We start from the raw sequence: 13546 nt of genomic DNA, 5'->3' as shown, positions 1-13546 counted from the left end.
TATGAGTCTAGACAGCGTCATATCTTATTTGCAAAGTTATGGGCATTGGATTATTCTTATCGTTTTGTTTTGTGGAATCGTAGGTATTCCTGCCCCTGAAGAATCGTTTATGTTTCTGATTGGAGTGCTCGTCGCAAAAGGCCATTTTGCATTTGGGACCAGTCTTCTTTATGCTTTTTTCGGTACGTTTGCAGGGATGCTCGTTTCCTACTGGATCGGCAGAAAGCTCGGTCTGCCTTTTATTGAACGATACGGAAAATATATAAAAATAACACCAGATCGATGGAAAGTGGTCGAGGGACGGTTTCATCGGCATGCGCAGACGACTGTTTTATTTGGTTTCTATCTGCCTGGACTACGCCAGCTTGCTCCTTATATTGCGGGAATCAGCCGATACTCCTTTTATCGTTACGTCCTGCTTTCGCTCATTGGGAGTGCATTATGGACAACTACCTTTGTCAGCATTGGCTATTTTTTTGGTGATCAGATTAAATTGAAGTACCTGCCATGGATTGCTGCAGCGGCTTTGCTCTTATTTTTGATAACAGTATTTAGAAAGAAATTTGCAAACAGGATTTAGAAGGTTTGTAGGGGAGGGTTTTTTATGAAAAAAATATTATTTTTGCCTTTGTTCCAAATGCCTTCTGGTCACCATCAAGTTGCTGATGCTTTAATGTCATCCATACAGCAGAGCAGCGATGAGCATATTATCTGCAAGAAAATTGACTTTTTGAGCTACTGGAATAAACCGCTAGAGAAAGTGATTTCAACGACCTATTTAAAATGGATTCATACCATGCCTAAAACGTATGATTGGATCTATCATCACGTGATGTACACTCCGGCTAAGAAAAGGGGTGCTATGCCCCATCAATTGCTCCTTTTTGAACACAAGATGCTGCGCATGCTTCGGGAAGAGAAACCGAACGTGATCGTATGCACACACTGTTTCCCTTCAGCAATTATTAACCGCCTGAAGAAAAGGGGACTGATCCAGGTTCCGGTCGTTAACGTGTATACTGATTTCTTTATTAATGACATCTGGGGAAAAAAAGGGATCGATTATCATTTGGTCAGCGATTCTTCAATGAAAAAAGAACTTGTCGCCAGACACCAGATTGAAAGGGATCAGATCATTATTACAGGAATACCTGTTAATGAAGATATTAGAGCTTATTTCTCTTGGCGTCCGGTACTGAAGAAGCACATCCTGATTTCAGGCGGTAGCATCGGGCTTGGCAAGATCAAAGGATTTCTTAAACAGATAAAGGAGGACTCCAATTACCGGTATACGGTTCTCTGCGGAAAAAATCAGAGACTATATAAAGAACTGTCTTCCTGGAATCATCCTAACATCAGGCCGAAGGGGTATATTTCCACCCGGACAGAGATGAACCATCTGTACGAACAGGTTGATGCCATTGTGACAAAGCCGGGCGGTATTACCATCAGTGAGGCTTTGAAGAAACGACTGCCTATTTTTGTTCATTCCGCATTGCCGGGCCAGGAACAGATCAACCTGAAAAAGCTGATCAGTGAAAACTTAATCATTCAGCTCAACGAGGAAAATCCATTCGAAGAACAGATCGCTTCTGTATTAGAAAATGAGCCTGAAGTAAAGGGCATCCTGCGCAAAATGAGCTATTTTGAGAACCATAAAGAAAAAAGCGCATATGAAGTGGTTTTAAATTTGCTTAATGAGAACACGATGCTGCAGATGCAGCCCGTTTAATAGACTGAAGTAACCGGGGGAAAAACCGAAATGCTTAGAATAATGTCTGTCACAAAAGATCACGAAGTTTTGCTGCAACCGTCCGTTGAATCATTATCAGATGATCAAATTGCATGGTACTGGGTAGATTTCACTCATCCTAGTGAAGAGGAAATCAAGCTTCTCAGTACTCTTTTTCACTTCCATCCCCTGGCGATCGAGGACTGTCTCCAGTTCCTTCAGCGCCCTAAACTGGAGTATTATCAAGGCTATAGTTTTTTTGTTATGCATGCTTTGGATTCCCATTCTCTTTCAGCAAAAGAAGTGGACCTTTTTATTGGAGAAAATTTTATCGTTTCTTTTCATTTCGATGAATTGAAAGAGCTGGATTCCACCTGGAACTATTTTCAGTCGGTTCGTGATTATTCTGCCATCGGCCCGATTGAAGTTGGACATAAAATTATGGATAAGATCGTTGATACGTACTTTCCAATCGTTCAAAATATCGAGGATCATCTGCTTGATATTGAGAACAACTATGAGAGAGGGAACAAACACTCTTTAATTCAGCAGACATTTGATGTACGAGGTGATTTGCTGAAAGTGCGGAGATCTATTTTTCCTATGCGCGATCTCATGTACCGCATCTTGGAATCTAAACGGTTTATGATCTCTGAGCATAAAAAGGCCTACTTTCATGATATTTATGACCACCTCATAAAATTAAGCGAGATGATTGATTCCAATCGGGAAATGACCTCGGATATCCGTGATAATTATATATCACTTAATTCCTATAAAATGAATAACATTATGAAAACACTGACGGTCATCACAACCATTTTCATGCCGTTGACGTTTATTGCGGGAATTTACGGCATGAACTTTCGGTATATGCCCGAGCTTAACTGGCATAATGGGTACTTTATCATCCTTGGATGCATGACTGCTTTAGGCTTAAGCATGTATTTTTGGTTTAGAAAAAAGGGATGGTTTGATCAGGAATAGATCAATCGATTGACACTAAGTTATGCATTGGGAAAATACGGAGGAACGGCTGTTCTTCGTGTATTGTCCCGGAACGGCAGGTTAAAAAAAGGTATTCAAAAGGGTTCGTCTATGCTCCATCGGTGGGGAGATAAAATTCTCATCTTCAGTTTTTTCGTGCCGGGGTTAAGGCTGCTTATGCCGTTTGTGGTACCTATCCTGCGGGTTTTCTTTGGGTAGTCGTTTACTTTACGATCGGGTCTCAGTACGGAAAGCACATCTTTCAACTGAACCTGTATCTTCGAGGTTTTCAGTGGGCTGTGCCTTTTGTGTGTACTGCCATTCTCATATTTGGTACGCTGGGTTATGCGATAGGCTCTAAAAATGGGCTTCGCACTGCACAAAAGCATACAAATAAATGATGGCAATATCGTGACAATCCAGCTCCTCTTCTTTTTATGTTATATAATGGAAATAGAAGAGGTGATATAAATGATTCTCTCTAAAAACAAAAACCTTTTTTTGTTTTTCTCGTTAAGCATCCTCATTATCCTCTGCCATTTTTCTTTATATCGGCTTGAGTTTATGGCTCCTTTGCCAAAAAACATCGGGCTTGCCACTCTCTTTGATTTTCTGATCGTGATTCCTTTGCTTTCTTACGTGTTCATTATCCGTAAACGATACTCTCTAAAATATGTCCCCCTTGTTGTGATCGCCGCCTGCTGGCTGGCAAAAATGATTGTTCCAGCCCAAAAACTTCCTCAAACGAATGGCTTCCCTTTTTTGTTATTCAGTATTGAAGGTATTTTAATCATTTATGAGCTCTACATCCTTTTTTATACGGCAATCACACTGATGAAAGCTATATCAGCGGTACGTGGGGGAGAACCAATCTCAGCTTATTTTAATAACAGAATGAGGCAGACTTTATCTCTACGTATGACCATGACGAGGGCGATGGAGTGTATCCTCACTGAGATGACGGTCCTTTATTATGCTTTTTTCTCATGGAAGAAGAAAGAAAGGCGATTACGCGGCCAAATCTTTACTTATCATAAAAAAACAGCCGCAATCGCTTTTCGTTTTATGCTTATTCATGCTTTGTTGATTGAGTCCATTGGTTTTCATTATTTGCTTATGCAATGGAGTGGACTGGCAGCCTGGGCCTTTTTGCTTCTCAATGTGTATACGATCCTGTTTTTTCTTGGAGATATCCAGGCGATCAGGTCCTGTCCTTTTGTTCTTAACGAAAAGGAATTGGTCTTACAGCCTGGCCTTGCAAAATCATTAACAATAGCTGTTTCTAACATTCGAAGTATAGAGCGGTACACTGGACCTGAACCATTAACCAAAGTTGAGGAAAAGCGGACATTTGATGCTGTATTGCAGGAGTTCTCCAAGGAAAAGCCGGCTTTTGAGATTAAGCTGATCAAGCCTGAGACCGTTAGAATGGCATTCGGGTTTACAAAACAAGTGGATACTGTCCATCTGAGTGTGGATGACGGCCAGATTTTCTTTGAAGTCCTGAGAGGACTAGTAGAGAATCAACATGAAAGTAGATAGGTGAAAGCCCACCCTGAATGACAGGGTGGGCTGCTTGTTTTATACGATTGTTTTTTTTGTCTGAAGCCGGCGTTTTGCCGGTTTCGCTTTTGCTTTTTTTATATAGGAATGCTTAATCTCATTGCATAAGGCGATTCCCAAAACTCCAAGTACACTGCATAAAAAGGACATTTGAGTGAAACCTCCTTTAGTCATAATGTAATATCCCACGCTAATTTGCTTTTTAAACATTCATTCTATTAAAATCCATTACTATATTCGAAATGAGGGCAGACTTTATGTCATGCTGGTGCTGAACGGTTGATTCATGGATAATTGAGAAACGAGTGATATGGAAGGAGACAAGCATGAAGGCTGCAATTTTGTTTATACTCGCGGGACTGGCTGAAATCGGAGGCGGATACCTGGTCTGGCTTACAATCAAAGAGAACAGGCCGATTGGATATGCGATTGCCGGGAGTCTAATTCTTGTACTATATGGCATTATTCCTACGCTTCAGAATTTCCCGAGTTTTGGAAGAGTGTATGCTGCCTATGGCGGTGTGTTTATCGTTTTATCTGTTCTCTGGGGATGGCTTGTGGATAGGAAAGTGCCAGACATCTACGATTGGATCGGAGCACTGGTTTGCATCGCTGGAGTCTCGATTTTTCTTTGGGCACCAAGAAGTTAATTTCGTTTACATAAAAAAAGCAGCCTAAAGTTAGGCTGCTTTTTTTTTAATTATCCTCTCCGGGTTTGTAGGAATAGGGACCTTTATCCTCGTTGTGCGGATTGTTTGTATCGATATGAAGCGTTCCTGAATCTGTAATGGTCGCTAAAATAATATCTTGTATTTCCGCTCCTTTTTGCTTTACTCTCTTTAACAGCCAGTCTCTCTCCAGTTTAAGGTATTTTAGATTATGGTCGATGATCTGGCCATCCATGATGACAGGAATAGGGATAAATTCCTTTTTCACTTTTACTTTTAAATCCCCGGGCTGTACAGGCCTGTAATTGGCTTTTGGGATGACGCTGATCTGGCCGTTGTCTTCCATCGCGGCCAGTGCAATATTCCGGGTATCCGTGTAGCCCAGTACTCTTAATTGTGCAAGAAGTTCATCAACCGGGAGACGTACTTTTCTCAGGCCTTTCCGGTCAATGTCCCCGTTGCGGATTAGGACAGTCGGGCTCTCATAAAGAATCCACCGTAATTTATTATTCATAGAAATCCACATGAAAATTTTATAAAACACCACAATCATAAACGTATACAAAAGAGCTTTCCAAACACTGTCCTTTTGAAGCGGCTGACTGATCACATTGCCAATAATCAAGATAAAAAGCATGTCAAAACTGTGCATTTGAGATACAGCCTTTTTTCCCGTAAATCTTAAAAACAAATAGCCAAACAGAAATATCATGAATGCTCGATAAAAAAATTCCATAAGTGTCTCCTCTTTTAAGCGTACAAATATTATGGACAGAAAAGACAAATATTCATACTTGGCCACATAAGTTTTTGTCCTTTCCTCATGAAATCAATTTTTCCATCATAAATTGAAGAAAGAGATGATAGAGGAGGGAACAATCTTGACCTGGGATCAGCAAAATAAAGAACTTGGAATGGCAATTTCGGAAATTACTGAAATTGCTTCTGGTTTTGGCCTTGATTTCTATCCAATGCGCTATGAAATCTGCCCTGCGGATATTATTTATACATTCGGCGCGTATGGTATGCCGACAAGGTTCTCTCATTGGAGTTTCGGGAAACAATTCCACAAAATGAAGCTGCAATATGATTTGGGATTAAGCAAAATCTATGAGCTCGTGATCAACTCTGACCCATGCTATGCGTTCTTACTGGATACGAACTCTTTGATCCAGAACAAGCTGATTATCGCCCATGTTCTTGCTCATTGTGATTTCTTTAAAAACAATGTCCGCTTCTCCAACACGAGAAGGGATATGGTAGAAAGCATGACGGCCACAGCAGAAAGAGTCTCTCACTATGAAATGGTTCATGGAAAACGGGAGGTCGAGGAATTCCTGGATGCTGTACTCGCCATACAAGAACACATTGATCCGTCCATTATGCGAAATCGGCTGAATTATAACCTTGAAGATGTAGAAGAAGAGGAAATTGTAAAAAGAGAAACGCCTTACGATGATCTCTGGAACATTGATAAACCGAAAACCAGTCATGAAAAGACATCCAATGTAAAAAAGAAGCTTTTTCCTCCTCAGCCAGAAAAAGATATCCTGCTGTTTATTGAAGAATACAGCAGAGAGCTTGAAGACTGGCAGCGTGATATTCTTTCCATGATGAGAGAAGAAATGCTTTATTTCTGGCCGCAGCTGGAGACGAAAATCATGAACGAGGGCTGGGCCAGCTACTGGCACGCTAAAATCCTCCAGGAGATGGATCTGACCACTCATGAGACCATTGAGTTTGCCAAATTGAACGCGGGGGTTGTTCAGCCGTCAAGAACCTCCATCAACCCTTACTATATGGGGCTGCAGATTTTTAAGGACATCGAAGAACGGTATAATGATCCGGATGAAGAATTGCTCAAGCAGGGAGCAAAACCAGGATCTGGCCGTGAGAAGATGTTTGAAGTCCGTGAACTGGAATCCGATATGTCCTTCATCCGCAACTACTTGACGAAGGATCTTTGTCAGCGTGAAGACATGTACCTTTTCCAAAAGCAGGGGAGGGACTACAAGGTCGTGGATAAAGATTGGGAAGGCGTGCGCGACCAGCTAGTCGGCATGCGCGTCAACGGCGGCTTTCCTTATATTACGGTAAACGATGGGGATTACCTGAAAAATGGCGAGCTGTACTTGAAGCACTGGTTCGAAGGAATCGAGCTGGATGTGAAATATTTGGAGAAAGTACTGCCTTATGTGAACCAGCTGTGGGGCAGACCCGTGCATATCGAGACGAAAATTGAAGAGAAGCCTGTTTTGTTTACTTATGACGGGAAGAGTGTGCATCGGAAATATCTATAAAAAAATGGGCTGCCAGGGAGATGGCAGTCCATTTTTGGATGGTATAAGTTTTTTAAGTTATGTAATTAAAAAATAGAGATTCATCGGCTCTTTTATTTCAGGTATGCTGGGCATAGGCGGAGCGATTATAAATTATCCCATCCTATTGTACATTCCTTCCTTGTTGGGATTTGCCGGATTTACGGCACATCATGTTTCAGGCATTGTCGCTGTACAAGTGTTCTTTTCAACACTTGCTGGGATTCTAGCCTATCGAAAGGGTGGATATATTAATGGAAAGCTGTTAATGATCATGGGAACGAGTTCCCTTGCAGGCAGTTTTATTGGGGATATGGTTCTCACCTTTTGCCTGAGAACGGCATTAATATCATTTATGGATTGATGGCCGTTACAGCAGCCATCATGATGATGCTCCCGAAAAAAGAAAAAGAGAAGGCCTCAGGAGCAGAAGTACTTTTCAACAAAAAACTTGCAGGAATATTAGCTTTTGTTACCGGGGTATTTGCAGGTATTGTAGGTGCAGGAGGAGCATTTATCCTTGTCCCCATTATGCTGGTGGTTTTAAAGATTCCGATCCGGATGACAATTGCAACAAGCCTGGGAATTACATTTCTATCATCCATCGGATCAGTCATCGGAAAAATGGCGACCGGGCAGATTCTGTACCATCCGGCTGTCATCATGCTGATTGTTAGTTTAATTGCTGCTCCGTTTGGAGTTAAGGCAGGAAAGAAAATGAATTCAAAAGTCTTGCAGTATATTCTTGCAGTGCTGATCATCGCAACAGCATTAAAAATATGGATCGCTATTTTAATGACATGATAGAAAACCGTCTTTTATTAAAAGGGCGGTTTTTTTGTTTAATACTTTTTAATACCTACTTACTTTTTATTTGTTGGTAGTATATAATACATAGGAACATTCCTTTAATTGGGATAGTCAGTCAGTCAGCTTTGCAAAATAAGAGAACAGAATGATAAAATTTAAAGCAAACATCTGTTTCATATAAAAGGGGATTAAACATAATGGAACAATCGAAACTTGAATCTAAAGTTCTTTCCATACTTGAAGATAAAATTCAGCTGATCAAAACACCTGAAGGGGGCGGCATCTATTTGGTCGGACCGATTCGACTGCCTGTGAACCTCTACGGGGAAACAGTCGTTTTTCAATGGTATTGCTGGCTTCAAAGAGATGAAATTACGGATGATTACGAAAAAATTATTGAAAAATTGTCTTCTGACAACCTGGCCGAATACCAGCAGTCAAGCGTATTGGTGTACGGAGACTTTGAATACAATGAAGATGCCTTAATTCGCATGCATTCCATCTGCCATACAGGAGATATTTTCGGAAGCAAACGCTGCGACTGCGGATTTCAATTAAAGCAATCCATGCAGATGATTAAGGAACATGGAACTGGCGCTCTCTTTTACCTTGCCAATCACGAAGGAAGGGGCATCGGTTTATTCTCAAAAGCGATGGCTTACGTTCTTCAGGAAAACGGCTACGATACAGTAGAAGCCAACCTGAACTTAGGATTCGTCGATGATTCAAGGAACTATGAGGACGCTATACATGTATTAAAAGCGCTGCGTAAAAAACCCGTCACGTTAATTACAAATAACCCTAAAAAGCTGGAGGCCTTAAAAAACTCAGGCATGCATCTGTCAGGTCGAACACCATTATGGGGAGATGTTTCAGAGTTTAATGAGACTTACCTGAATACAAAGATAGCCCGCTCCGGACACTTAAAAGAGGAAGAAGGCTGCCCAAATGGCTAATCATGAATTTTATATGAGACTGGCACTTGATAACGCACGAGCGATGAAGGGCCAAACGGATCCCAATCCCATGGTCGGAGCGGTCATTGTTAATGATAACCGAATCGTTGGAATTGGGTCACACTTAAAGCCGGGTGAACCACACGCTGAAATTCATGCGATCCGTATGGCGGGTGAGAAGACAATAGGAGGAACGATTTATGTTACCCTTGAACCTTGCTCTCATCACGGAAGGACAGGGCCATGTGCCAAAGCCATTGTGAAAGCCGGTCTTAAAACGGTAGTGATCGCAAGTCTCGACCCCAATCCGCTCGTTTCAGGCAGAGGCGTCGCCATTTTAAAAGAAGCGGGTATAGAGGTCATAACTGGTGTTCTTGAGCGTGAATCGCAAACCATGAATGAAGTATTCAACAAATTTATCGTCCAGAAGAGGCCGTTCGTAACGACTAAATCAGCGGTTACACTTGATGGCAAAATATCCACCTACACTTCAGACAGCAAGTGGATTACGTCGGAAGAAGCACGGACAGACGTTCATCACATCCGTAACGAAAACATGGCCATTCTTGTCGGTGTCAATACGGTGATCAAGGATGATCCTGAGTTATCAACAAGGATTCCAAACGGCCGCAATCCGATCAGGGTAATCCTCGATTCAACGTTAAGAATCCCGCTTGAATCAAAGGTTGTTCAGGACGGCAAAGCAGAATCGTGGATCTTTACGACCGAGCGCGCCAGTGCAGAGAAAAGAAAAGAGCTTGAAAATGCTGGGGTCTCTGTTTTTGTAACAAAAAGCCCCGGCGATCAGGTGAACCCTGTAGAAGTCGTTGACCTGCTCGGAGAAAAGCTCATTTCATCACTTATGATCGAAGGGGGAGGAGCCGTTATTGCGTCTTTCCTTCAACATCAGCTCGTTGATAAAATGGTGGTTTATATGGCACCCAAACTGGTGGGCGGAAGCCTTGCTCCTACTTTTCTTGAAGGAACGGGCATCGAAAAGATGAGTGATGCGGTTGAACTGCGGGATTTGAGCGTCGAAAAAACAGGCAAAGATTTTAAATTCACCGGTTACCCGGTGTATCAGGGGAAGTAAGGAGAGTCACATGAAATTCGGTTTTGATATAGATGATACATTGATTAATTTAAGAGGCTACGCGTTTTCCATTTACAATAAGAAATTAAATCAAAAGATTGCACTGGATGTTTTTGAGGAATTGAAAACGGTGGAGATTCATCATCCGTTCGGTCTCAGTGATCGGGAGGGCAAAGAGATGTGGAACAGCTCGCTCGAAGAAATATATTTTACATCCTGTCCTCCATATCCAAAGGCAGTAGAAACGCTGCAGGAGCTTCATCAGCAGGGCCATGAAATCTATTACATTACTGCCCGTCCCGGAGAACATGGCGAGCGTACAATGGAATGGATGATTCAGCAAGGCTTTCCAGTAGAGGAAGAAAAGTTTTTCTGCGGGATGAAGGACCATGAAAAGGTAAAAATCATCGAAGAGTTAGGTTTGGATTATTATTTCGATGATAAACCAAGAGTCCTGGAGACACTGTCCAGCGATACACTGAAGATCTTTGTGAAGGACCAGTCGTATAACAGGCATTACAAAGCCGAACGCGTCACAGACTGGGGAGAATTGAAAGAGATTCTAATGGAGAAGAACAGCAGATAAATCTGCTGTTCTTTTTTGATTTAAGGGCATGTTGCAGTGTGGCTAGTTTACCGTAATCAAGCATTGGCTAGTAAAAGTTGAGTTTTGGACAGTATTTTTAGAGTTTGGCCAGTAAATCAGTAAGTTCGGCCAGTAAATTCCATGTTCTGGCCAGTAACGGGATTGAAGGAGAGTTTGGTATGCAGTGCCCTATAAACTCCAACCAAACACACTCCGAAGCGCATTAAACTCCCTGAAACCCACACATTCAGGCCCAAAAAGGAAAAAGAATAACTTATTTGCGAATTTTTACTTGGCTGTCCTAAAAAAGTCGTCGTTTTATACGTCTTTTGGGACACCCTTTTTTTATTTTTTTAGAAACATTGACAAAGACAGTGTATATACATATGATATAAGCAAATGTTGCGCTTGGGAAACAAATAAGAGTGGAGGAAAAATAAATGGATGGGACTAAATGTGGAAATTTGTTTGATGGCAAAAAAGGCGACTTCATTCGAATCACCTCCATGGAGATCGAAGGTGTGATGAGAAGAAGGCTGCTGGATCTTGGTTTTGTGCCGGGTGCCGTTGTGGAGGTTATAAGAAAAAGCCCCTTGGGAGATCCCATTGCTTTTCGGGTGAGCCAGACGACGATTGCTTTAAGGAAAGAAGAAAGCACAAGAATACAGGGGGAGCTGATACAGCATGACTGATACATTTCGTGTAGCCTTAGCCGGCAATCCGAACACTGGTAAAAGCACCTTATTTAACGCTTTAACAGGACTGAAGCAGCATACCGGCAATTGGGCAGGCAAGACGGTTTCGCTTGCTGAAGGTACCTTCAGGCATAAAGATAAGCAGTACAGGTTTATCGATCTGCCGGGCACTTATTCCATTTTTTCAAATTCAGCTGATGAAGAAGTGGCCAGAAATTATATCATTTTTGAAAAACCTCACATTACACTTGTTGTCGTTGATGCTACCTCTCTTGAACGGAACCTGAACCTCGCTCTTCAAATCCTGGAGATGACAAAGAATGTGGTCATCTGCATTAATCTGATCGATGAGGCAGATAAGAGAGGCATCACGATCAATGAACGTTTAATGGCGAGGCGCCTCGGGGTTCCTGTTATTAAACTATCCGCAAGAAACAGGGCTGGATTTCCTTTATTGCTTGATACGATTGATCGGATTGTATCCGGAAAGATCACGTGTGAACCTGCACAAGTCAAATATGATGGTGAAATTGAAGCCGGGATTGCTTCTTTGGAGCCCTTCGTAAAAGAAGTTGTGGATGACCGTATTTCATCCCGATGGGTAGCATTGCGTTTGCTGGACGGAGATGAATCCCTGCTGAACGAGCTGAATGAAAGATTAAAAGCGAAGGAGGAAACAGTATGCAATCAGAGCTAGCTGGCCATTCAGGTGATTTAAACCAGTTGTACCAAAGAGCAAAAGAGATGTCGTCACCTAACCTTCGCGACAAGATCGTACAAAATCTGTATCAGGAGAGCAAGCAGTTATGTGAAGATAGTGTTTCCTATGGAAAGACAAAACGTGATAAGCATACGGAGAAGCTTGATGCTATCTTCACGTCGCCGATCTGGGGTTTTCCCATCATGATCGTTATGCTGGGTATCGTGTTCTATCTGACGATTGCCGGAGCCAATATTCCATCTGACATGATTGCCAGTTTTTTTGGATGGCTGGAGAATTACATCACCTCACTTTTTCAGTTCATGAATGCTCCAGACTGGCTGCACGGACTGCTGGTTTTAGGACTGTACCGGGGAACGACCTGGGTGATCAGCGTGATGCTTCCTCCGATGGCGATCTTCTTCCCGACGTTTGCACTCTTGGAGAACTACGGATATCTCCCAAGAGTAGCATTTAACATGGACCGAGTGTTTAAAAAAGTCGGGGCGCACGGAAAGCAGTCCTTAACGATGGCGATGGGATTCGGCTGTAATGCGGCCGCCATGCTGTCTTCAAGGATTATCGAGTCGCCAAGAGAGCGGATGCTCGCGATCTTAACCAACAACTTTGTTCCGTGTAATGGAAGATGGGGAACGCTGATTGTCCTGGCCTCGCTGTTTATGGCGGCCGGCTATACAGGCGGCGCAAAGTCGCTTGTGACGACAGCGGTCATTGTTGGAATCGTTCTTTTTGGAATTCTAGTGACCTTTCTGGTTTCCTGGGTTCTTTCCAAAACCGCTCTAAAAGGGGTTCCAACTCACTATACATTGGAGCTTCCGCCTTACCGTAGGCCTAAGTTCTGGGAAACAGTGATCCGTTCTTCACTTCAGCGCTCTTTATCCGTATTGATGAGAGCGGTGAAAGTGGCGGCACCGGCTGGAATTTTGACGTGGGTCCTGGCCAACGTGAATGCTGGGGATCAGAGTATTTTAATGCATGTTGTCAATTTTTTAGATCCGTTCGGGCAAATGCTCGGACTTGATGGCTACATCCTAATGGCGTTTCTTGTAGGGCTACCTGCAAATGAGATTGTCTTGCCGATTTTGATTATGGGCTATCTCTCTACAGGAGCCATGACAGAAGTTGATAATCTCGGTGATTTAAAACAGATTTTTGTTAGCCATGGGTGGACGTGGCTGACAGCGTTGAATATGATGCTGTTTTCCCTGCTTCATTTCCCGTGCGGTACGACACTGGTTAACATTTATAAAGAAACAAAGAGTGCCAAATGGACCTTCCTGTCATTTATTATTCCTACAGCGATCGCTATTCTCGTTACGTTTGCAATTGCTCAAACGGCTAGATGGATAGGATAGCAATAGAGGTCTTTGAACCCCTCATAAAAGGCTAAAGATAGGCATAAGTATAAACCATGAAA

General features: G+C 42.4%; 14 protein-coding genes and 1 pseudogene. 13 read left to right on the top strand and 2 right to left on the bottom strand.

Translation table 11 applies throughout. The annotated features are described in order from the left end of the window. Position 1 precedes the first annotated feature (1 nt). From M1K46_RS15745 to M1K46_RS15730, 4 genes are all read left to right on the top strand, one after another. Complete coding sequence (locus M1K46_RS15745) at positions 2–580, top strand: DedA family protein (protein WP_053355612.1); 579 nt, start codon at positions 2–4, stop codon at positions 578–580. Between the two features lie 24 nt (positions 581–604). Beyond that, on the top strand, positions 605–1732 hold the full coding sequence (locus M1K46_RS15740; RefSeq protein WP_256226714.1) for an MGDG synthase family glycosyltransferase: 1128 nt from the start codon (positions 605–607) through the stop codon (positions 1730–1732). A gap of 30 nt (positions 1733–1762) precedes the next feature. Continuing rightward, positions 1763–2719, top strand: a complete 957-nt coding sequence (gene corA / locus M1K46_RS15735; protein WP_091007008.1) for a magnesium/cobalt transporter CorA — start codon at positions 1763–1765, stop codon at positions 2717–2719. A gap of 471 nt (positions 2720–3190) precedes the next feature. Continuing rightward, the gene (locus M1K46_RS15730; protein WP_256226713.1) at positions 3191–4261 is read left to right on the top strand and encodes a hypothetical protein; all 1071 of its coding nucleotides are present in this window, start codon (positions 3191–3193) and stop codon (positions 4259–4261) included. Positions 4262–4300: 39 nt separating this feature from the next. On the opposite strand, the gene M1K46_RS15725 is transcribed toward M1K46_RS15730, so the two are convergent. Further along, complete coding sequence (locus M1K46_RS15725) at positions 4301–4432, bottom strand: hypothetical protein (protein WP_256226712.1); 132 nt, start codon at positions 4430–4432, stop codon at positions 4301–4303. A 176-nt stretch (positions 4433–4608) separates the two neighbouring features. Here M1K46_RS15725 and M1K46_RS15720 point away from each other — a divergent pair, with 176 nt between their 5' ends. Beyond that, positions 4609–4932, top strand: a complete 324-nt coding sequence (locus M1K46_RS15720; protein ID WP_256226711.1) for a YnfA family protein — start codon at positions 4609–4611, stop codon at positions 4930–4932. A 46-nt stretch (positions 4933–4978) separates the two neighbouring features. Here M1K46_RS15720 and M1K46_RS15715 read toward each other — a convergent pair whose 3' ends face one another. After that, the gene (locus tag M1K46_RS15715) at positions 4979–5686 is read right to left on the bottom strand and encodes a DUF421 domain-containing protein (protein ID WP_053355606.1); all 708 of its coding nucleotides are present in this window, start codon (positions 5684–5686) and stop codon (positions 4979–4981) included. 145 nt (positions 5687–5831) lie between these two features. On the opposite strand from M1K46_RS15715, the gene M1K46_RS15710 reads away from it, so the two are divergent. From M1K46_RS15710 to M1K46_RS15675, 8 genes and pseudogenes are all read left to right on the top strand, one after another. Then, positions 5832–7250 (top strand): SpoVR family protein, encoded by a 1419-nt coding sequence (locus M1K46_RS15710; RefSeq protein ID WP_256226709.1) that lies wholly within the window; start codon positions 5832–5834, stop codon positions 7248–7250. A gap of 103 nt (positions 7251–7353) precedes the next feature. Beyond that, a pseudogene (locus M1K46_RS15705) lies at positions 7354–8072 on the top strand (sulfite exporter TauE/SafE family protein). 203 nt (positions 8073–8275) lie between these two features. Beyond that, positions 8276–9034, top strand: a complete 759-nt coding sequence (locus M1K46_RS15700) for a GTP cyclohydrolase II (protein WP_053355604.1) — start codon at positions 8276–8278, stop codon at positions 9032–9034. Further along, complete coding sequence (gene ribD, locus M1K46_RS15695) at positions 9027–10127, top strand: bifunctional diaminohydroxyphosphoribosylaminopyrimidine deaminase/5-amino-6-(5-phosphoribosylamino)uracil reductase RibD (RefSeq protein WP_256226708.1); 1101 nt, start codon at positions 9027–9029, stop codon at positions 10125–10127. The genes M1K46_RS15700 and ribD overlap by 8 nt, the downstream gene beginning before the upstream one ends. Before the next feature lie 10 nt (positions 10128–10137). Next, complete coding sequence (locus M1K46_RS15690) at positions 10138–10713, top strand: 5' nucleotidase, NT5C type (RefSeq protein ID WP_256226707.1); 576 nt, start codon at positions 10138–10140, stop codon at positions 10711–10713. 440 nt (positions 10714–11153) lie between these two features. Continuing rightward, complete coding sequence (locus M1K46_RS15685) at positions 11154–11405, top strand: FeoA family protein (RefSeq protein ID WP_053355601.1); 252 nt, start codon at positions 11154–11156, stop codon at positions 11403–11405. Continuing rightward, on the top strand, positions 11398–12105 hold the full coding sequence (locus M1K46_RS15680; protein ID WP_062236771.1) for a FeoB small GTPase domain-containing protein: 708 nt from the start codon (positions 11398–11400) through the stop codon (positions 12103–12105). Before M1K46_RS15685 ends, M1K46_RS15680 begins: the two co-directional genes overlap by 8 nt. After that, on the top strand, positions 12090–13484 hold the full coding sequence (locus M1K46_RS15675) for a nucleoside recognition domain-containing protein (protein WP_053355599.1): 1395 nt from the start codon (positions 12090–12092) through the stop codon (positions 13482–13484). The genes M1K46_RS15680 and M1K46_RS15675 overlap by 16 nt, the downstream gene beginning before the upstream one ends. Positions 13485–13546: the final 62 nt, after the last annotated feature.

This window comes from Fictibacillus sp. WQ 8-8 (genome assembly GCF_024494405.1).
Lineage (GTDB): Bacteria > Bacillota > Bacilli > Bacillales > Fictibacillaceae > Fictibacillus_C > Fictibacillus_C marinisediminis.
The sequence above is the reverse complement of the archived record's forward strand: the minus strand, read 5'-3'. Positions and strand labels throughout refer to the sequence as shown.